This is a genomic window from [Scytonema hofmanni] UTEX 2349 (assembly GCF_000582685.1).
Classification (GTDB): domain Bacteria; phylum Cyanobacteriota; class Cyanobacteriia; order Cyanobacteriales; family Nostocaceae; genus Hassallia; species Hassallia hofmanni.
Genome location: NZ_KK073769.1, coordinates 534000 through 552388, shown reverse-complemented (window position 1 = coordinate 552388; position 18389 = coordinate 534000). Strand labels below are relative to the sequence as shown.

The window sequence follows — 18389 nt, the reverse complement described above, 5'->3', positions numbered from 1 at the left end:
AAACGACTTGTGTTCTGAACCAAACGACTTGTTTTCTGAACCAAACGACTTGTGTTCTGAACCAAACGACTTGTTTTCTGAACCAAACGACTTACATTTAAAAACGGCTACGATTTTAGGCAAAACTGTACTTAATATCAACCGAGAATAAAGGATCATGAGCCAGTCTAATGTCATTCGCATTCTGATTGCTGACGATCATCCGATTCTAGGACAAGCTTTAAAAATGTTTCTCGAATGTGAACCAGATATCACCGTGGTGGGCTATGCTAGCGATGGGCGAAAAGCCTTAGAACTTTTCCGCAAACATCAGCCGGATATGGCAGTGATGGATTTGCAAATGCCGAAGATGGGAGGTGCTGATGCGATCGCCGAAGGCGGGTCTTCGACCATCGCAGCTATTTGTGCTAAATTTAAACATGCCCGAATCGTTGTGTTAACTGGCTTTGATGGTGATGAAGATATCTATCGTGGACTGCGAGCTGGTGCAAAGGGCTATATTCTCAAGCAGGCTGAACCGAAGGAACTTTTGGATGCGATTCGCACCGTTTATAAAGGTCAAAAGTACATTCCGCCCAGTATAGCAGCCAAACTAGCCGAGCGAATGGGTAGCCCGGAATTGAGCGATCGCGAGTTGGAAGTGCTGCGTTTGATCGCAAAGGGCAAGAATAACCAGCAGATTAGCGCTGCTCTAAATATTGTTGAGAGTACAGTCAGGTTTCATGCCAATAATATTTTCAGCAAATTGAATGCAAGCGATCGGACTCAAGCGCTAGTCACTGCACTGAATCGCGGGATTGTCAGGCTGTAGTTTGCAGCTTATCGACCTCACATTTTGATAGGTTTAAAACCAACATTTAGCTAGTGACAAAGTTGAGCTAATTTTTTATGATCAGGATATTCACTTAAATTTGGTTTGTACAGCTGTTTAGTTTATCTAATTTGGCTGAAGAGGAGTCTCTACATATGACCATAGATGAAAACAATTCTCAAGGCTTTGATGTAACTTTGGAACCACAATCTCCTAATATCCCACTTATTAAAACAGTCGATCAAATATTTACTAGCATCAAATACCTTAACTCTCATGCAACGTCCAGAAAGGAGGTTCTTACCTTTCAAAACGTAAAAAATTATTTTAAAACACAAACTCCTAAGGTCTTTGGCATTAAGAAAGCTGCAATATATAAGGAAAAACATCCTCAAGGCTACATGATTGGACTCTTTTTTATCAATAGTCATGATGAGATAGCTACAGACGAAAAGGGCGAGGCTTACGGACGCATAATACTTGCTAATAGCCTTGATGAGGATCTTAAGAAGATACTTTCCGATACAAACTTTGTAATTCTTAAGTAGAAGTATAAAACACGTTCTTGAGGTTTGAATTATGCCAGAACCATTGACTATTTTAGCTTCTATCGCCCTCGGTGCTCTTCTTACGATGGGTATTGTTGGGGCAATTGCCATAGTTGTTTACATAATAGTTAAGGTAATTGACTTAATAAAATGGTTTAGAGATAAAAAGAAAGAAAGAATAAGTGGGGAGCAGAAAAATTTAATTCACGGAAGTGTGGGAGCCAGGATCAAAGATGGGAAGGTCAAGGAGATAGACTGCAATCTTTTCAACGAAAAAGAAGAAGAATATCAGATGGTTCAGTTTACATATGACCGGGAAAAGGACGAAATTGTCGATCTAAGAGCTGTTACGGCTAAATATGTAGATAGTGAACTAGAAGAGGCACACAGAGGTGGCGAAACTGTGGTGTACACAAATGTTTAAGAAGATATTTTTTTGCTCAGTTGATTCAGGTGATTCTATTAGGAGGAACATTGAAGTGAACAGTTCAGGTCAAAATTCAGGATTTAAACCAATCATTGGAATTTTTAGTGAGTTCTGGGTTTTTACAGGCGTTTTCATTGGTGGAGTTGCCGCCCTTTTATTTATTGTCCTGCCCTTACTAAAGGGTAATAGAAAGACTCATAAGAATGAATCGCAAAGAGATAATACAACCAGCTTAGTTTGGGGAGATTTATCACAGGCTTTTACTGAAGAAGTAGAATTTCTGAGTACTGAAGAGCTTCTGAACTGGTTTTACACTAGAAGAGCAGTGAAAAAATCTAATGAAAATATTGTTGCATTTTCTACAGCTGGTTCAATCGTTTCAGGTAAGTTTAGCGATGTTATTAGGAATGAAGCCGAAGAAAAATACTACATAACTCAAGGTTTTTACAACAAGATAAACGATGAGGTATTAGAGTTCCGAGTCATCAAGGCTGCAAATATAGATGATAGTTTGCTTCGTAATCATCAAGATGGATCTGTCAATTTATATAAATAACTTTTCGCCAAACTTTTTTGGTCAAAAAGTTATTGATAATTCTGAAGCTGAATGAAACATGATGAGTGATATATACCTATTCGGTTTACCCAAGTTTAAGGACAAGATTGATAGTTCAAACTTCCAATACAAACTCAAGTCTGCGGCAAAAAATGTATTTGAAGAATTCAGCATCACTGAAGCTAAAATCTTGATTTCTACTGATAAAAATATCGAGACTATTAATGAATCTAGTAAAGCAGCAAGTAGAGCAAATAGAGATAGTGATGAGTTAACACTTGAGCAAAGAGCGTTGCAGTATAATGCTCAAGCTCCCTTTTATAATTTTAATTTCCTCATAATATCTGAAGAAGTTAGGCAGAACTTATTATCGGCAATAGCACGCATTAAACTTAGTGCAAAAATCTTTGATGAATGGGACCTTAAGTCAATTGAACCTTTCCCAAGGACATGTTTAAATTTATATGGAGAATCCGGGACAGGAAAAACTACTGCTGCCCATGCAATAGCAAGCCACATGAATAAACCAATTATTCTAGCTAGCTATGCCCAAATCGAAAGTAAGTTTCATGGTGATGGTCCTAAAAATGTTGATGCTTTGTTTTATGCCGCCGAGCGTGATAATGCAGTTCTTTTTATAGATGAGGCTGATTCTCTTTTATCTAAACGATTAACTGATGTTACTCAAGGTTCAGAGCAAGCGATAAACTCCATGCGAAGTCAACTTTTGATTTCTTTAGAGAAGTTCTCAGGAGTTGTTGTTTTTGCTACCAATTTAGTGGAAAATTATGATTCTGCATTTGAATCGAGAGTGTTATCAATTAAGTTTGAGTTACCTGGTGTAGAAGAGAGAAAACAACTTTGGATTAAGCATCTTCCACGTAAGTTACCTCTTGAAAGAGGAAGAGATGTATTAATTGAGTCGCTTTCAGAATATGAGTTGTCTGGAAGAGAGATCAAGAATTCAATACTTGAAGCCGCTTCCTATGCTGCACTACAAGGACGAGAGTATATTACTCATGATATTCTTGTTAACGCAATTAAACTAATTCAGAAATCCAGGATAAAAAAACAGCCAATCAATATTTCTGAAAAAGTAAGGGAAGATGTACATAGGTACGCCAAACAAAATTTCTCTACTTTACCAGTTACCTCAGACTAACCCAACAACAAGTGAAGCCGTTTGCGATCGCACTCCAAATATTCATACTCTCGGTTCATGCGATCGCACTTGGTTGTGATAGATTTAAAACAGGCGATGTCTACGACGGGATACGCCTACGCACTCCAAATATTCATACTCTGGCTTCATGCGATCGCGCTTCTGTGGTGATAGGTTTAAAGCAGGTGATCGCGTAAGTGCGAATAATCATACTCTCGTTTCATGCGATCGCACTTGGTGATGATAGATTTAAAACAGGCGATCGCACTTGTGGTGATAGGTTTAAAACAGGCGATCGCACTTATGGTGATAAGTTTAAAGCAGGCGTTCGCACTCTTTATATTCATACTCTCGTTTCATGCGATCGCACTTGGTGGTGATAGATTTAAAGTATGCGATCGCATCTAAAACTTTACTACGAGCGATCGCACTTATGATGACAGGTTTAAAGCAGGCGATCGCACTTGGTGGTGATAGGGTTAAAGTATGCGATCGCACTTTTTTGAACAATTACGAATTACAAAATCGGTTTTAGATAGACAGAATCTGAATAAACTCATCTAAAGAACCAACAGCGATCGCCGCATCCATTAAACTTTCTAATTGTTCTAAACTCCCACCCTCAAGTCTTGCTTGTAATGGTTGAGGAATTTCGCCAAAACGCAGTTGCAATACCCGCATTAACTGCCGTCGCGCACCCTGCTGAATACCTCTTTGCTCAATTTCCTGATACCAAGGCGATTCTCGCAATACTGCCATGTCCCACCTCATAATTTGTTGCACTAAAGGCGTATCTAATACAAAACTAGCAAAAAATGCTAGCAATGGTTCTAACTGATTGAATTGCTCATCAGCTCGCAGTTGCTGTAACGCTCGTTGTACAACTGATGTTTCTGAACCTCCTCGCAAGATCGGCACAAACGGTAATAACGAGGGTAGTGGTTGGCTAAACACAATTTCTGCATCTACTTCCCACAAGTTAATCACCCGATAATCTTGAATAGCTCGTAATCCCAAAAATTCTTCTTCGTAACTACTGACAACTGTTATGGTAGATGGGGGTGGCAAGATGTTGACCAGTACTGGATACGTTGGCAGTCGATATCGCTCTTGTGCTAAAGCTGCATAAGCTCTCATTCGTAGAGGCATGTGTGTTGTGTAACGTAACTGCAACTCGTTGAGAATCAAAAAATCCCCATAGGTGCTGCTGTATGCTTTCACCAAAACATCTGTTTCTCGACTAATCCACTGAAACTCAGAAGCCAAAATTTCTTTAGCTACGACATCAGGACGCTGTGTTACCCATTGCACCCAAGCATCGGGAGCTAGGCTAATTAGTCGCTTACTACCAGTATCTGCTGCTTTTGCCACAGGATGATTGCTAATTGTAAGAGTTATCACTATTACATCATAATATTGCGTGACAATCAGACTCATCAATAGAAGCGCGATCGCTTCATAGCGTAATTACAGGTTATTGCTGCCAAAATTGCTATAATCATACTCTCCATTCATGCGATCGCACTTAGTGATGATAGATTTAAAACAAGCGATCGTATCTAATACTTTACTACAAGCGATCGCACTTGATGATGATAGGATTAAAACAGGCGATCGCACTCCAAATATTCATACTCTCGTTTCATGCGATCGCACATCTGATGATAGATTTAAAACAGGCGATCGCACTTTTGATAATAGATTTAAAACAGGCGATCGCACTCCAAATATTCATACTCTCGTTTCATGCGATCGCAACTCAAGTAACCTCCATAGTTTCATTTAAACGGATTCACAATTTCTAATTGACCAGCTACTATTAACCCATCTTGCATATCTTCAGAATAAAGAATACTTGCTCTTGCGGACAGCGCACAAGCAAAAATTAATCCATCCCAAAAAGAAAAATTATATCGACTGCGGATATCCGATGCAGATTCAAAAATATTCAAGTTAAACTCTACCACAGTACAGCGACGGTAAAGCGACTGAATCACAGCTTTGATTTGCTCTTCGTTAAAAGCTGCTTTTTTCAGCAAATTAGCACAAACCTCATTAACAACCTGTGTACTGATAATTATTCCTTCATTTGACGTAATTGAAATATAGGACTAATATTTGATTTTTGAAAAAGCTCCGTACATCTGAAGAGTGGGAAAATCAAAGGTAGTGTGACGGATAAACCATTCAAACATCCATTTTAAATGAGAGAATGAAGGGAGCAAAGCACAAAAACGTCGAACCCAGGTTTTGGCTTGCAACCAAACATCCTCAATGGGGTTTTGTACCGGACAATTGGGAGCAAAACGAACGCAGTGTATTTTCCACTGGTCAGTTGAAAGTCCTTTGTTCACTTCATTCAAGAAATTTTTAATTTCTTGAGAACGATGGTAACTAGCTCCATCCCAAAAAATTAATAATTGCTGATTAGGAGACTCATCTAGCAAATAACGTAGATAATCAATCGTATTTTTGGAATTTCCAGCATCATAGGTTTTAAGTATTAATTCTCCTTGAAGATAGTCAATTGCTCCATAATATGTTTGTTTCTCTCGCTCATTGACCACTGGAACCATAATTTCTTGGTCTGTTTTACCCCATATATAACCACTTAAGTCTCCCCACATTAAATGACATTCATCAATCAGTAACGCTCTTAATTTACCTGTTTCAATTTCACTACGATTGTTTTCCAACAATGTTTCAATCTCTTTTTTTTTTGCATAAACAGCATCTGGGTCAGCTTTTGGGTTTAATTTTGTGGTTTTCTTCCAACTGATTCCTGCTGCTTTAAACAAATCGTAGTAACTTTTTTTCGTTTCGTAAACTACATCATATTCAAAAGCTAGTTTATACTCTAATTCTCCTATTTCCCAATAATCCTTTGTTTGAAGCCAACTCAATACTTCCTCTCGCTGCTCAGTACTCAAATAGCTTTTTCTTCCTTTATAATTTAGTCTTAGACCATCAATTCCATTATCCTCATATACTTGTTTCCAACCTGTTATCGAACCAAGTGAAACGCCAAGAATTCTCTGGATTTCCTCATATAAGTAACCTTGATAAACCAGCTTTACTGCTAACCCTTTTCTCACTTCACGGGCATTTATATTTTGAACTATAAATTCCTCTAGTTCTGCGATCGCCTGCTGTAAGTGCTGATTCATCATCGTTCCTCATTATACTTATCACTCATCTCCGTATTATCTCTTAGTTTTTTTCAAAAATCAAATATGATTCCTATAAGTGTCTACGCACTTATGATGATAGAATTAAAATAAGCGATCGCATTCCTCAAATTGGCTGACAATTAGGCGATCGCTTCTCAGTTTTATTCTTCAGGCTTTGCTAATAATTCGAGTTAATGCTGGTTTTGCAACCAAACTGCCAAGTCGGATATTTCTGAAAAGTCAAACAGCGCATCGCTTAAATCATCTAGCTGGTTAATCGACAGTGCTTGAAGCTGTTGCTGTAATTGCAAAGAAATTGTGCCAAATCGCCGTGAAAGTTGGCGAGTTAAGGTTTGTAGCTTTCCTTTCTTAGCACCTTTTTCTAGTATTTCTTGATAAATTGGTGACTCTTCCATTAGTTCCTCCCTGAAATACTGGCGAATTAATTGTTTATCAAACTTTAAGGAAGCTAGTACTTCCACGCAAGCTGTGATGTTTTGCTGTTGTTCTGGTTCTTCGATTTTATCTATTTCTACAGCAACTTGTTCTAGCAAACCTGAATAAGGTGGATCTGTAGAAGCCAAAACTGCTAACGGCAGCAGTGCAGGGTTAGCCAGAAGCGGTTGCGGGTCTTGCTCCCACAAACGTATAATTCTATATTCATGTCTTGTATTCCCAACTGCAAGCTGATTGATGTAAACAGCAGGGGAATCTGTTTGTTTTAGGAAAATGACTACTTGTTGAATGGGACATTCGTATTTTCGATATATTCTCAACCAGTAATCTAACATTCTCGCAGGGAGAGATGGTTTTGATTTAGGAACAGTTTGAAACTCCAAATGAAGGATGCTGCCTAGTTCTGGTAGTTGGAATAAAGCATCAGAACGGATTGGTTCTACACTTAATTCTGTGGGTAAAACCTGAATATTTGTTTCTTGAGAGTTAAGCAACCACTGTACAAAAGGTAATGGATACTCAGATGTCAAAAATCGGCAGATGCTGTCGTATGCCAAGGATATTTATTTAAATAAATGGATTTAATGTAGATATACCACAAAGAATCAAAATCCTTAATATTTCTAGTAACAAGGGTGATGGAATGAATTTTACCTATTTCTGCAATAATTCTCACAGAAGCGCGATCGCACTTGTGATGATAGATTTAAAACAGGCGATGTCTACGACGGGCTACGCCTACGCACTCCAAATATTCATACTCTCGTTTCATGCGATCGCACGGGAGTGATGATAGATTTAAAGCAGGCGAGCGCACTCCTCAAATTGGGTGACAATTAGGCGATCGCTTCTCAATTTTCTTCTTCAAGCAAAAAGGGAGTAATCAATCAGGAACGACAACTTTCTGAGAATTCTGATGATTAATTGACCATCGGTGGTCAACTTCCTTAGAGGAAAACTGGCAAATTTCTTCTAGGTGTTTTTGTTGTGCCGCAGCTTTACGGAGTGTAATAATTAGCTGATTCACCTGATGCCGTAGTTCTGGGTTTTGACCGACTGCTAACATAGTTTGTCTTTCTAAAAGTTGCAGTATTAGTTCGTAGTGGATAGGTGAAGGCAAAGGAATTTGCTCCATAAAGTTAATCTGATATGTAATATTTGGGATTTACTATTAGTCTGAGATTTTTCTTTGATAAATGAATTTTTACATAGCGAAGAACTATTTAGTTAAAACCTAGATTTTGCGTTCTAAAGGTATCCTCTATTACTCATTGACGAATCGCCTTTTATGTGCGTAACCTCATGTAATTTTTATTTCACAAAAGCTTATGTAATAATTGAGCGATCGCTAATTCTATATCTGCTTGTTTTATCAAAGATTCTCCTATAAGTACAGCAGATGCGCCTGCTGTTGCCACTAAATTTAAATCCGAAGTGTTATGTAATCCTGACTCGCTGACAACTAAAATATTTCGTTCTTGCAATTGGCTACCTCTTGCTGTTAGCAGTTGACAAGTAGTTTGCAAGTCAACAGAGAAATTTTCTAAGTTGCGATTATTAATTCCTACTAAAGATACATCATCTAAAGCTAACACACGGTCAAGTTCGGCTAAAGTGTGGACTTCAATTAAAGCTGCAATTTTCAGGGATTTAGCAATTTTGACAAAGTATTGCAAATCTTGATCGCTAAGTATAGCGGCAATTAACAAGACGGCATCAGCACCTTTAACACGCGCTAAAAACATTTGGTAGGGATAGATGACAAAATCCTTACACAGTAGGGGCAAATCTACGGTGGCGCGAATGGCAGCTAAGTTATCAAAGCTACCTTGAAAGAACTTTACATCGGTAAGGACAGAAAGACAACTCGCACCGCCTCGCTGATATTGAAGGGCGATCGCTACTGGGTCAAAATCTTCTCTGAAAACTCCTTTACTAGGAGAAGCTTTTTTAACTTCCGCAATCAACGCAGGCTTTGTTTTACCTTGTCGCAAAGCGGCGATAAAATCGCGGGTTGGGGGTGCAGCAAGGGCTTGGCGCTGCAATTCGCTTAAAGACAGCTTTTCGCGCATTTGCTCAACTTCTGTCTCTTTCTGCCAGACAATTTCCTCCAAAATGTTGTTTGGTGCAGCATCAAAAATGGCAGATTGAAAGCGCAATACAGATACATCAATAGCTCGATTCGGATTAAGACGACGGATTTGCATAATTTTAGGGCAATGGGCAATTGTTTAATGGGCATGGGGCATGGGGCAATGGGCATGGGGCAGTAGGCAGTGGGCAATGGAGTAAGCTCTTGACTATTGACTCTTGCTCCTTGTGACTCTTGACTCCCCATGCCCCATGCTCAATCCTAGCTAACTGCTCGTTTATAAGCTTCATCCAGCACTTCGGAAAGTGTGGGATGTGCGTGAACTAAATGAGCGAGGGTTTGGACAGATTGGCGATTGGCGATCGCAGCTGATGCTTCGTGGATTAAATCACTAGCGTGCATTCCGAAAATGTGAACGCCCAAAACTTCACCTGTGTCTTGACGATACACCACTTTTGCTATACCATCAGCTTCACCTTCTGCCAGCGCTTTGGAATTTCCTTTAAAGTAAGTCCGCGCTGTTCCCACTTCAAAACCGGATTCTTTACCTAAATCCTGGGCTGCTGTTTCCGTCATTCCCACATAGCTGATTTCTGGGTGGGTGAATGCTGCCGCCGGTATACTGCGATAGTCAATTTCTCGATGTTTGCCACAGATATTATCTACCGCCACGATACCTTGAGCCGAAGCTGCGTGTGCTAACATCATTTTGCCGTTGGCATCACCAATTGCCCACAAATGCGGCACTATCTCACCTGCTGACAGTACAGCCATGCTGTCGTTGACGGGGATAAAGTTGCGCCGATCTAGTTCCACACCAACAGACTCTAAACCAAGATTTTGCGTAGCGGGGATGCGTCCCGTGGCAACTAAACAAGCATCCACTTCAATGACATCTACATCTTCTTTGGTTTTGAAATCTGCTAACTCAATTACTACAGGTGAACCGGGAATGATTTTTTTGGCGTATATTCCCACTTTGGTTTCGATGTCGCGGGAAGTAATTAGCACTCGTTCTGCAAGTTTGGCGATGTCGCGGTCAAATCCTGGCATTAACTGGTTCAGGGCTTCAATCATGGTGATTTCACTGCCCAAAGCTGAGTATATATCAGAAAATTCCAAACCGATATAGCCACTGCCAATAATTGCTATCCAATCGGGTAGAGATTCTAACTTTACGCCTTGGTCGCTGGTAAAGACAGTTTTGCCGTCTACTTCTATGCCTGGAGGTACAAAGGGAATCGAGCCTGGTGAAAGTATGATGTCTTTAGCAGTGATGGTTTTGTCACCGCTATCTGTAGTCACAGTGACTTTTTGGGTTCCGGCTAGTTTTCCCCAACCCCGAATGATATCAACTTTCAGGCGTTGAAGGCTGTTGGTTAAATCGCCTTGGATTTTGGATACGAGATTGTCAGCATGATTAGCGATCGCTTGGCGATCAAATTCCACATTGCCGACTTGAATCCCCAGCGATTTCAGGTGGTGGGCATCTCTTAACTCTCGCACACGTCCAGAAGCCGCTAACAGCGCTTTAGACGGAATGCAGCCCCGGTTGACACAGGTTCCACCCATATCATAGGCTTCAATAATCGCTGTTTTTAGACCACAGCTAACGGCGTGTAGGGCAGCGCCATGTCCGCCTACACCCGCGCCTATAATTACTAAATCGTAATCAAATCCCTGATTCACGTTCGTTTCCCCGTCGTGTGCTTGGTCTCTTTATTCTCATCTTCACAAGCAATCATTGCAACCCCCAGGATTTTTCCGTGTTGCTAAATCAAATTAAATTATGATTTAGGCGATCGTGGCGAAGCAATTGATACTTACGTAGTATAACAGTATTACGTTGCTAGTTGTATTTTATACGATATTTTAGCAGTATGAGCAGTTCTAATTGCTCTAAGTGTTGTCCAAATCTTGCAAGCCAAGGATAGTAGATAAAGATACTTCTAATTGTTTTATATAATCATCATCCAAATGACCAATAAGTAGTTAGGCAAAATTAAATATATATTGTCATTGCGAGGAACGAAGCAATCATGAGGGTTTGACGCTTTTGGAATATATAAATATTTTTGCACTACTACTTAACTCTGATGATTCTTGATTTATCAATAACTCGAATTTGTTCACAAAGTATTACAGAGTCTTGGTTTAACCCGCCAATCCCCGCAGGAACAAATACATGAGATGGTAAAAGGGCACGTCGAATTTTAGAAGTAAAAGGTGCAATAATGGTATGCGGACTAACGGCATTAGCTCGGTCAATTTGTAGAACTACAACAGGTCTGATGCCTGCTTGCTCTGTGCCTACAACTGGACTTAAATCGCATAGAACAACATCCCCCCGCGTAATTTCTACCACTTGATTTCTCCACGAGCCAAGCGATTCTCATAGTCTTCCAAGTTGGATAGGTAATCACAAAAGTCAGACTCAACCAGTTCTATAGACTCTGTATCAAGCCATAAAGAAGAGTCTTTACTGCTATGTTTCCAAACCAGAAAGTCTATAAAATCACTGACTTCTTCAACCAGAGATTCTGGTAGTTGGCGGATTTTGTCAATGGTTTTGTCATGTACAGTCATAATGTGGTTTTATTTTTAGGATACTCTGTGCGAATACATCAAACGGACTGATAGGCTATGATTAGCCCAAGCAGATTACCAAAATCAATTATGTTGGAATCAGTGCAGTACGTCACGAATGAACATGGTGAGCGAGTTGGTGTACTATTAGACTTAGAAACCTATCATCAACTGATAAACCCATCTCCTGTCGATGCTGAGATATTAGCTAATTTAAGCTTAGACGAACTACAAGTCTTGGCAGAAAGTATATTATCTTCAAAAGCTCAAGCACAATTAAACGATTTGCTAGCTAAGAATGCGGAAAATCAGCTATCTGCTGATGATACTAATACTTTAGATCGGCTATTGGCACAAATTGACCAACTAAACATTCTTAAAACCAGAGCCAGATACACCTTAAACCACCTTCAAGGGACATCGAAAGTGGCGTGAGTGCTTATATTCCTGTAGAATTACAAAGACAAATTCGCAATCATTTCGCAGATTGTTGTGCTTATTGCCGTACTGCTGAATCTTTAACTGTCACAACTTTTGAGTTTGAGCATATCATTCCCCTGTCGGCTAAAGGGGTAACAAGTTTTGAAAATCTTTGCTTGGCTTGTCCATCTTGTAATCGTTATAAAGCATCTCGTCAAACAGCACTTGATCCAATTACTCAAGAGGAAGTTAAACTGTTTCATCCACATCAGCAATTGTGGACAGATAATTTTGCTTGGAGTGAAGATGCTACAGAAATTATAGGACTCACACCTGTTGGTCGAGCAACAATTTCTGCTTTGAAAATGAACCGTCTGCAATTAACTCGCGTGCGTAAAATGTGGGTGAAGTTAGGGGAACATCCACCAAATATTTAAACTTATGTGTTAGCTGCTGAAACTCATCTGTTTCAAAGCATCACCCCTCAATACGGTTCGGTTAAGGCAAGAGACGCGATAAATCGCCGTCTCTACAAAGGACTTATTATTGTAAAGACGGCGATTTATCGCGTCTTTGTGATCTATAATTTTCATCAAAAACTCTTATCCGAACCGTATTGCATCACCCCTTACCATTGCTAGCGAGGAAAATGATGAGTGATGTAGAAAATTACATTGCAAAACGCAAGCATACTGACTCTGAGTTTGCCGAAAATTTTGAATCTGGATATATCAGCTTTAAAATTGGAGTAGTGTTAGCAGAAACAAGAATTGCAGCAGGAATGACACAAGAAGAATTAGCACGTCGGTTAAATTTGGATAAATCCACAATCATCAGTGTTGAAAATAATGCCGAAGATGTCGGAATTTTGACTTTAGAAAAATATGCAACAGCTTTAGGAAAAAAACTTTTTGTAGAGCTGAAATGAATATAGGACTAATATTTTATTTTTGAAATTAGGACTTACGCAAAGTCGAAAATGTCATACTGAGCGAAACAGCGAGGAAATATGGTAAAACAGAAGAATCAAAGAAAGCCTTTATCGTATGAGTGAGCATTTCATTGCCCTGCCAGAGAATGTTTACTGTCACCTGCTGGCTGTTGCCGAAACACAGGGAATGACACCTGCTGACTGGATTGCATCACAGTTGCTGCCACATGTTAACGAGCAAAAACCGCTGGCAACTTCCTTGTCAGGTCTAATCGGATCTATTAATAGTCAGGTTGAACCTCCCCAGACCTACCAGAAAACTGTCTTTGGGGAAGCGATCGCCAGTAAGCTTGCCAAGCAGGGTATTCGCAGACCGTGATTCTGGTTGATACTGCACCGTTGATTGCTTTGATTGATGCCGGACAGGGAGAAGCTCATCATCGTTGTGTCGAAGCCTATCAAAAGATAAGCAGCCCCCTGGTGACAACATGGTGCTGTTTTACAGAAGCCATGTATTTCCTGCATCAGTTACGGGGTTGGTTTGCCCAGGACATCCTGTGGCAGTTTGTTGAACGGAAAGCACTTTATTTGCATACATCAGTCATTGATGAGCAGCAAAGAATTCGGGAACTCATGAGGCAGTATCAGGACGTGCCGATGGATTTGGCAGATGCTTCTCTTGTCTCTGCTGCCGAGACGTTAAATATCAGTCGGATTTTTTCGCTGGACAGCGATTTTTATATTTATCGTTTACAGGGAAAGAAAGCATTTGAGGTAATTCCTTAAATCCGAAAAATTTACCCGCGCTAATGGCTTTAACCCGGCAGTGCCAGGTATGGAATTTGTGGAATGCTGATTACTTCGTGGAAAAGGAGCCTGTAATAAATCTTTATAAAATTCTGAAACGCTTAGGTGTTACAGTTTACAAGTCTCCATGCGAGAGAAGAAACCCCAATGCACCCAATGCGAGGCGAGAGAACGCCCCGCGAAAAAAACCAACCCACCCCCCAACGGGAGGTGTCCCGATGGGGCTAAGGTGCTAAAAGTTACATCAGAGTAATCAATCCAGTTATTATCCACTTTCCATCCGACGCGATCGCCAAACTTATCCCAGGCTTCTTTATAATACTCACCGTCAGTCTTCCCGCCGACGCTCAGATAAATTTCCTTTTGAACGCTGAAGCCAAAACGCCCATTGCTATATTTTACCCACAATCGGTCAATCGTGCGTAAGTCTGTACAGGGAAAGTTTAATAGTTCGTCTGACGTGAAATAGTCATTTTTCTTTTTCCCTAGAGCCTGAATCATCACCAAATAAGTTTCATAGTCAGCTTCTTTCCATTTTTCTGCTTTCAATAAGTCGCGCAGCTTGGTGTAGTTTACACCCTTTTCTGAACTCAGATCATCTTCCGTAGAGACGGGTGGGTAACTTGTAGAGACGCGATTAATCGCGTCTAAGCGCTCATGTATCGGTGCAACATCCTCATCTCTAAGAAAGTAATATGGAGTAAGCTTTTTCGTGGCAAATTAAATTTGGCAACACCCTGCAATGCGATTGTCACCCGATACAATGCGATTGTCACTCGATACAATTCGATTGTCACCCGATACAATTCGATTGGATCGCGATCCAATTCGATTGTCACCCAATACAATTCGATTGTCACCCAATACAATTCGATTGGATCGCGATCCAATTCGATTGTCACCCGATACAATTCGATTGCATCCCCTTGCATTTAAAAACGCTACACTTTTACGCAAAACTGTATTTAGGCGATCGCTAGATGTCTATTCCCAACCTCAGCGAATTTAACATCCGTCATAACGCCAACGCTAAATCTTTTGAGCGAGGCAAGGCATACTATAAAGATGGTGCTGTAGCTGCCCTTACCCAACGAGGTAATATTCTTCAGGCAGAAGTTGAAGGTAGTGAACCTGAACCTTATCAAGTTAATTTTAGTTTCGATGACGGGGGATTCACCTCAGTATACTGCACTTGTGCTTACAACTCTGATGGGTGGTGTAAACACATCGTCGCAACAATGCTCGTTTGTCTGCATCAGTCAGAAATTATCGAGAAGCGTCCCACTCTTGAACAACTACTCGATCGCCTAGATCATATCCAAACCCAAAGACTGCTGCAAGAGCTAGTAGCAAAGTATCCAGAACTGATTCAGGCAATTGATCGTCATGTTAGCTTGATTGGAAATCCTGCTCCCAAAAAACAATCAACAAAATCCGTGCGTCGCACTACCGTTGATGTAACTCCCTTTAAACAAGAAGTGCGGCAAATTCTTCGGAATGCTGTACGTTGTTTGGAAGACGGATATGAAGAAGATCCTATCACCGAAGAATTGCTGAGTATAGTGCAAACTGCTGGAGATTTTAGCGATCGCGGAGATGGAAATAATGCGATCGCTATTTTGGAAGCAGTTACCTCAACTTGTGTGGAAAATTGGGATGATGTGGAAGAATATGGTGCTGATAATGATGAGATTGTTGGTGAATTAAATGATGCTTGGTGTGAAGCAATTCTTAGTGCTGAACTTACCCCAGAGGATAAAGTTGATATCCAAGTCAATTTGGAAGCATGGCAAGATGAGTGGAATACTGACTTTGGGTTAGCTTTAGAAGCTTTGCGCCAAGGTTGGGATTATCCACCACTGTTAGAGGTTTTACAAGGTAACATTACCAGAAAAGGAGCTTGGGAGGAAGAGCCACCATATTATAGCGATGATTTGACACTAATTCGCCTAAAAATCCTCGAACGTCAAGAGCGTTATCAAGAATATCTGTATTTGGCGCAAGCAGAAGGGCAAACTCAGCAATATTTAACAATGTTAGCTCGTTTAGGACGGGTGGAAGAAGCAATTACAGCAGCTCAAACAGAGATGAATTCGATGGAAGAAGCTTTTGCCCTAGCTAAAACTTTACGAGAGCAGGGGACATTACCGCAAGCTTTGGATATTGCCGAGAATGGCTTAAAATTGCCAGGAAATTGTCAGTATAACTTGGGAATCTGGACAAGTGAATTAGCGGAAGGATTAGGCGATCGCCAAATTGCATTATTTGCTAGAAAAGCAGCTTATCAAGCAAATCCCAACTTTGTTGACTACCAGAAGATAGAGGAATTAGCTGGAGAAAATTGGATAAATGAGAAGTCAGAATTGTTGCAGATACTCCGCAACCATGCAGCTTGGGGAACACAAACAGCAAAGGTGGATATCTTTTTACATGAAGGACTAATTGATGATGCGATCGCCATTGTTAACGAACTCAGTTCTTACTATGATGAGATAATTCACCGAGTCATGAAAGCTGCTATCCCTCACAATCCTGATTGGGTAATTGCAAATACTCGTCGTCGCGCTGAATCAATTATGAATGCAGGTAAAGCAGAACATTATTACCATGCGGTTGAATGGTTGAAACAAGCTCGCGCTGCTTACTTAGAATCTGGAAGAAAGGCAGATTGGTCAAATTATAAAGCAGAATTAATGCAGACTCACGCCCGTAAGCGAAAATTGATGGGATTGTTTAATCAACGAGGTATGGATTGAAAAATTAAAAGCATCAACCTTTACCGTTGGTAACGCTTCGGAGTGTAGTCCAAACTCTTCAGCAAGAAATTCAAAATACTCCTTGGTGGCAAAGGCGAGTTTTTTAGTAGCGGTAAGTGAAAAATCGTAGGAGATACAAATATTACTAGACAATGAGCGATCGCCCTCAATACCAAATCCAGACCATTCCCCCCCTTTTCTTCTTTAAGTCCGCGTAGGCGGACTTTGTTTGTATAGCCGCGACTTTAGTCGTAAGGCACTCTAAAAGCAGCTTTCTCAACTTGGAGTCGCAATTTTATAATTGCTTTGTTCTAAATAACGCTCCCACGGTCTGGGTATTGGATGAGTTGGGTGATATTCGTGAGTTAACTGGATGGGTAGCACTGATGGTATTAACTACCCTTGAGGATGAGCAAGCAATTCAGGAAGCGAGGTATTTGTTGGCGAGGAATCGCAAACAAGAAACTCAAGTCGGAAATCGCGCCATAATAGAGTTAATCACAACGATAATGGTGTACAAGTTTGATAATAAAAGTCAACGGGAGGTCGAGGAAATTAATGAAAAGCATAATAGCTTATGCCAGCTAAAGACATTTATCATGAAACTGTCAAAACATCTTTAATCAAAGATGGTTGGACAATCACCCATGACCCATTGCGGATTCGTTTAGCTCGTGGAAAAAACCTTTTTGTTGATTTGGGTGCAAAGCGATTGCTAGCGGCTGAACGGGGAATTGAAAGGATAGCAGTTGAGGTAAAAAGCTTTACCCGTCCTTCTGATATGAAAGATTTGGAAGAAGCGCTTGGTCAGTTTGTTTTATACGCTCATTTATTAAAACGCTATTATCCCGAACATATTCTTTATCTAGCCCTGAGCGAAGATACCCGCAAGAGAGTTTTTGAAGAAGAAGCTGGTCAAACTTTGCTTGAAGATGGCATCATTCGTTTATTTACCTTCGATACTGTTAAGGAGGAAATTGTTCGATGGATTCCCTAAAGATTAAGTACCGTGAAATTATCGAAAAAGTGCTGCAAGATTATGCTGACTTTTTAGGTAACGATCCAGATGTGCAAGTGAAATTGGTGTTTGATAAAGAACGGGATAGGTATCTTTTGGTGGAAGCTGGTTGGCAAGATGGTTATCGTATTTATGGAACTTTGTTACACCTAGACATTATTGATAATAAACTTTGGATTCAGCATGATGGTACGGAAGAGGGTATTGCTGTAGATTTGGTTGCTGCGGGAATTCCCAAAGAGCAAATTGTTTTGGGTTTTAGAACCCTCGAACAGCGAAAATATACGGAGTTTGCAGTGTCTTAGGTACTTGAAAACAATTATCGCGCTTATTGTTCTTGAATTTTGACGAAGGACGATCGCACTATTTGCTATCTAGTAAAAAATCAGCGATATATCCAAACTGCTAACCCCACAAATGCGATCGCACCAAGTGATACTCCCTTCCTGCTCAAAGAATACCTATTTAACGAACCGCGTTCGCGCTTCTCTTCGAGAGGCTTCGCCAACGCGTCTCCGATAGGAGAAGGAGAAGACACGCTCGTACACGTTTGCCCTTGGCGTCTCCGACAAGAGAAGGAAGAAGGAAAAGAAGATAGGTAATTTTATAGCGGGAAGGGAGTAGGCATACGCAATCAATATTACCCCGA

32 protein-coding genes and 1 pseudogene are annotated in these 18389 nt (G+C 40.4%); 20 read left to right on the top strand and 13 right to left on the bottom strand.

The annotated features are described in order from the left end of the window. The first annotated feature begins 157 nt into the window (after window positions 1–157). From TOL9009_RS0132535 to TOL9009_RS48085, 8 genes are all read left to right on the top strand, one after another. Window positions 158–811 carry a response regulator gene (locus TOL9009_RS0132535; protein ID WP_029637556.1) on the top strand — a complete coding sequence of 218 codons (654 nt, stop codon included), beginning with the start codon at window positions 158–160 and terminating at the stop codon, window positions 809–811. Between the two features lie 155 nt (window positions 812–966). After that, window positions 967–1359 carry a hypothetical protein gene (locus TOL9009_RS0132530; RefSeq protein ID WP_029637555.1) on the top strand — a complete coding sequence of 131 codons (393 nt, stop codon included), beginning with the start codon at window positions 967–969 and terminating at the stop codon, window positions 1357–1359. 31 nt (window positions 1360–1390) lie between these two features. Then, window positions 1391–1783 carry a hypothetical protein gene (locus TOL9009_RS0132525; RefSeq protein WP_029637554.1) on the top strand — a complete coding sequence of 131 codons (393 nt, stop codon included), beginning with the start codon at window positions 1391–1393 and terminating at the stop codon, window positions 1781–1783. Between the two features lie 55 nt (window positions 1784–1838). Continuing rightward, on the top strand, window positions 1839–2342 hold the full coding sequence (locus TOL9009_RS0132520; RefSeq protein ID WP_144238435.1) for a hypothetical protein: 504 nt from the start codon (window positions 1839–1841) through the stop codon (window positions 2340–2342). A gap of 58 nt (window positions 2343–2400) precedes the next feature. After that, the gene (locus TOL9009_RS41270) at window positions 2401–3504 is read left to right on the top strand and encodes an ATP-binding protein (protein ID WP_051503177.1); all 1104 of its coding nucleotides are present in this window, start codon (window positions 2401–2403) and stop codon (window positions 3502–3504) included. Window positions 3505–3515: 11 nt separating this feature from the next. Continuing rightward, window positions 3516–3701 carry a hypothetical protein gene (locus TOL9009_RS46505; protein WP_144238434.1) on the top strand — a complete coding sequence of 62 codons (186 nt, stop codon included), beginning with the start codon at window positions 3516–3518 and terminating at the stop codon, window positions 3699–3701. Beyond that, complete coding sequence (locus TOL9009_RS41265) at window positions 3702–3884, top strand: hypothetical protein (protein ID WP_144238433.1); 183 nt, start codon at window positions 3702–3704, stop codon at window positions 3882–3884. Further along, entirely contained in the window at window positions 3863–4039 is a 177-nt protein-coding gene (locus TOL9009_RS48085) for a hypothetical protein (protein ID WP_186227746.1), read from the top strand. The genes TOL9009_RS41265 and TOL9009_RS48085 overlap by 22 nt, the downstream gene beginning before the upstream one ends. Here TOL9009_RS48085 and TOL9009_RS0132505 read toward each other — a convergent pair. Next, window positions 4036–4875: a DUF4351 domain-containing protein gene (locus tag TOL9009_RS0132505; RefSeq protein WP_029637552.1), complete on the bottom strand. Its 840-nt coding sequence runs from the start codon at window positions 4873–4875 to the stop codon at window positions 4036–4038. The genes TOL9009_RS48085 and TOL9009_RS0132505 overlap by 4 nt on opposite strands. 142 nt (window positions 4876–5017) lie before the next feature. Between TOL9009_RS0132505 and TOL9009_RS0132500 the strand changes: the two genes are divergently transcribed. After that, window positions 5018–5290 (top strand): hypothetical protein, encoded by a 273-nt coding sequence (locus TOL9009_RS0132500; RefSeq protein WP_029637551.1) that lies wholly within the window; start codon window positions 5018–5020, stop codon window positions 5288–5290. Here TOL9009_RS0132500 and TOL9009_RS41260 read toward each other — a convergent pair. From TOL9009_RS41260 to TOL9009_RS0132485, 3 genes are all read right to left on the bottom strand, one after another. Continuing rightward, complete coding sequence (locus tag TOL9009_RS41260; protein ID WP_242055651.1) at window positions 5283–5543, bottom strand: PIN domain-containing protein; 261 nt, start codon at window positions 5541–5543, stop codon at window positions 5283–5285. The two genes, TOL9009_RS0132500 and TOL9009_RS41260, sit on opposite strands and share 8 nt — an antisense overlap. A 72-nt stretch (window positions 5544–5615) precedes the next feature. Then, on the bottom strand, window positions 5616–6674 hold the full coding sequence (locus tag TOL9009_RS0132490; RefSeq protein WP_038298175.1) for an IS630 family transposase: 1059 nt from the start codon (window positions 6672–6674) through the stop codon (window positions 5616–5618). Between the two features lie 191 nt (window positions 6675–6865). Further along, window positions 6866–7687: a DUF4351 domain-containing protein gene (locus tag TOL9009_RS0132485; protein WP_029637549.1), complete on the bottom strand. Its 822-nt coding sequence runs from the start codon at window positions 7685–7687 to the stop codon at window positions 6866–6868. Between the two features lie 86 nt (window positions 7688–7773). On the opposite strand from TOL9009_RS0132485, the gene TOL9009_RS48080 reads away from it, so the two are divergent. Next, entirely contained in the window at window positions 7774–7920 is a 147-nt protein-coding gene (locus tag TOL9009_RS48080; protein ID WP_186227745.1) for a hypothetical protein, read from the top strand. Window positions 7921–8013: 93 nt separating this feature from the next. Here the strand turns inward: TOL9009_RS48080 and TOL9009_RS0132480 are convergent, their stop codons facing one another. From TOL9009_RS0132480 to TOL9009_RS0132460, 6 genes are all read right to left on the bottom strand, one after another. Then, complete coding sequence (locus TOL9009_RS0132480) at window positions 8014–8265, bottom strand: DUF5340 domain-containing protein (RefSeq protein WP_029637548.1); 252 nt, start codon at window positions 8263–8265, stop codon at window positions 8014–8016. 181 nt (window positions 8266–8446) lie between these two features. Continuing rightward, window positions 8447–9337, bottom strand: a complete 891-nt coding sequence (gene trpC / locus TOL9009_RS0132475) for an indole-3-glycerol phosphate synthase TrpC (RefSeq protein ID WP_029637547.1) — start codon at window positions 9335–9337, stop codon at window positions 8447–8449. Between the two features lie 4 nt (window positions 9338–9341). Continuing rightward, the gene (locus tag TOL9009_RS48075) at window positions 9342–9512 is read right to left on the bottom strand and encodes a histidine kinase (RefSeq protein WP_186227744.1); all 171 of its coding nucleotides are present in this window, start codon (window positions 9510–9512) and stop codon (window positions 9342–9344) included. Continuing rightward, the gene (gene lpdA, locus TOL9009_RS0132470; RefSeq protein ID WP_029637546.1) at window positions 9484–10911 is read right to left on the bottom strand and encodes a dihydrolipoyl dehydrogenase; all 1428 of its coding nucleotides are present in this window, start codon (window positions 10909–10911) and stop codon (window positions 9484–9486) included. The genes TOL9009_RS48075 and lpdA overlap by 29 nt, the downstream gene beginning before the upstream one ends. A 394-nt stretch (window positions 10912–11305) precedes the next feature. Next, window positions 11306–11587, bottom strand: a complete 282-nt coding sequence (locus TOL9009_RS41255; protein WP_038298465.1) for a type II toxin-antitoxin system PemK/MazF family toxin — start codon at window positions 11585–11587, stop codon at window positions 11306–11308. Next, the gene (locus tag TOL9009_RS0132460) at window positions 11581–11808 is read right to left on the bottom strand and encodes a DUF2281 domain-containing protein (RefSeq protein WP_029637545.1); all 228 of its coding nucleotides are present in this window, start codon (window positions 11806–11808) and stop codon (window positions 11581–11583) included. Before TOL9009_RS0132460 ends, TOL9009_RS41255 begins: the two co-directional genes overlap by 7 nt. Before the next feature lie 90 nt (window positions 11809–11898). Here TOL9009_RS0132460 and TOL9009_RS0132455 point away from each other — a divergent pair, with 90 nt between their 5' ends. Both TOL9009_RS0132455 and TOL9009_RS0132450 read left to right on the top strand, forming a co-directional pair. Then, entirely contained in the window at window positions 11899–12243 is a 345-nt protein-coding gene (locus TOL9009_RS0132455) for a hypothetical protein (protein ID WP_029637544.1), read from the top strand. Further along, entirely contained in the window at window positions 12240–12665 is a 426-nt protein-coding gene (locus tag TOL9009_RS0132450; protein ID WP_029637543.1) for an HNH endonuclease, read from the top strand. Before TOL9009_RS0132455 ends, TOL9009_RS0132450 begins: the two co-directional genes overlap by 4 nt. A gap of 9 nt (window positions 12666–12674) precedes the next feature. On the opposite strand, the gene TOL9009_RS48070 is transcribed toward TOL9009_RS0132450, so the two are convergent. Further along, window positions 12675–12821 (bottom strand): hypothetical protein, encoded by a 147-nt coding sequence (locus TOL9009_RS48070; protein WP_186227743.1) that lies wholly within the window; start codon window positions 12819–12821, stop codon window positions 12675–12677. Between the two features lie 56 nt (window positions 12822–12877). Between TOL9009_RS48070 and TOL9009_RS0132445 the strand changes: the two genes are divergently transcribed. The 3 genes from TOL9009_RS0132445 (at window position 12878) to TOL9009_RS0132435 (ending at window position 13945) form a co-directional block, all read left to right on the top strand. After that, complete coding sequence (locus tag TOL9009_RS0132445; RefSeq protein ID WP_242055683.1) at window positions 12878–13156, top strand: helix-turn-helix domain-containing protein; 279 nt, start codon at window positions 12878–12880, stop codon at window positions 13154–13156. A gap of 118 nt (window positions 13157–13274) precedes the next feature. Continuing rightward, window positions 13275–13538 (top strand): hypothetical protein, encoded by a 264-nt coding sequence (locus TOL9009_RS0132440; RefSeq protein WP_029637541.1) that lies wholly within the window; start codon window positions 13275–13277, stop codon window positions 13536–13538. Further along, entirely contained in the window at window positions 13535–13945 is a 411-nt protein-coding gene (locus tag TOL9009_RS0132435; protein ID WP_029637540.1) for a type II toxin-antitoxin system VapC family toxin, read from the top strand. Before TOL9009_RS0132440 ends, TOL9009_RS0132435 begins: the two co-directional genes overlap by 4 nt. A 129-nt stretch (window positions 13946–14074) precedes the next feature. Here TOL9009_RS0132435 and TOL9009_RS41250 read toward each other — a convergent pair whose 3' ends face one another. Both TOL9009_RS41250 and TOL9009_RS50640 read right to left on the bottom strand, forming a co-directional pair. Next, entirely contained in the window at window positions 14075–14515 is a 441-nt protein-coding gene (locus TOL9009_RS41250; protein WP_051503176.1) for a GUN4 domain-containing protein, read from the bottom strand. A gap of 171 nt (window positions 14516–14686) precedes the next feature. Further along, window positions 14687–14830: a hypothetical protein gene (locus TOL9009_RS50640; protein WP_398345198.1), complete on the bottom strand. Its 144-nt coding sequence runs from the start codon at window positions 14828–14830 to the stop codon at window positions 14687–14689. 116 nt (window positions 14831–14946) lie between these two features. Between TOL9009_RS50640 and TOL9009_RS0132420 the strand changes: the two genes are divergently transcribed. The 5 genes and pseudogenes from TOL9009_RS0132420 to TOL9009_RS46495 all read left to right on the top strand — a co-directional run bounded on the left by TOL9009_RS0132420 (window position 14947) and on the right by TOL9009_RS46495 (window position 18342). Beyond that, on the top strand, window positions 14947–16722 hold the full coding sequence (locus tag TOL9009_RS0132420) for an SWIM zinc finger family protein (protein WP_029637538.1): 1776 nt from the start codon (window positions 14947–14949) through the stop codon (window positions 16720–16722). Between the two features lie 281 nt (window positions 16723–17003). Then, window positions 17004–17279 (top strand): annotated as a pseudogene (locus tag TOL9009_RS46500) (DUF2887 domain-containing protein); the annotation flags it as partial. Between the two features lie 20 nt (window positions 17280–17299). Further along, window positions 17300–17719 carry a XisH family protein gene (locus TOL9009_RS0132410; RefSeq protein ID WP_029637536.1) on the top strand — a complete coding sequence of 140 codons (420 nt, stop codon included), beginning with the start codon at window positions 17300–17302 and terminating at the stop codon, window positions 17717–17719. Beyond that, the gene (locus TOL9009_RS0132405) at window positions 17707–18045 is read left to right on the top strand and encodes a XisI protein (RefSeq protein WP_029637535.1); all 339 of its coding nucleotides are present in this window, start codon (window positions 17707–17709) and stop codon (window positions 18043–18045) included. The genes TOL9009_RS0132410 and TOL9009_RS0132405 overlap by 13 nt, the downstream gene beginning before the upstream one ends. A gap of 39 nt (window positions 18046–18084) precedes the next feature. Then, a complete protein-coding gene (locus TOL9009_RS46495) occupies window positions 18085–18342 on the top strand; it encodes a hypothetical protein (RefSeq protein ID WP_144238432.1) in 258 nt (85 codons plus the stop codon). Window positions 18343–18389: the final 47 nt, after the last annotated feature.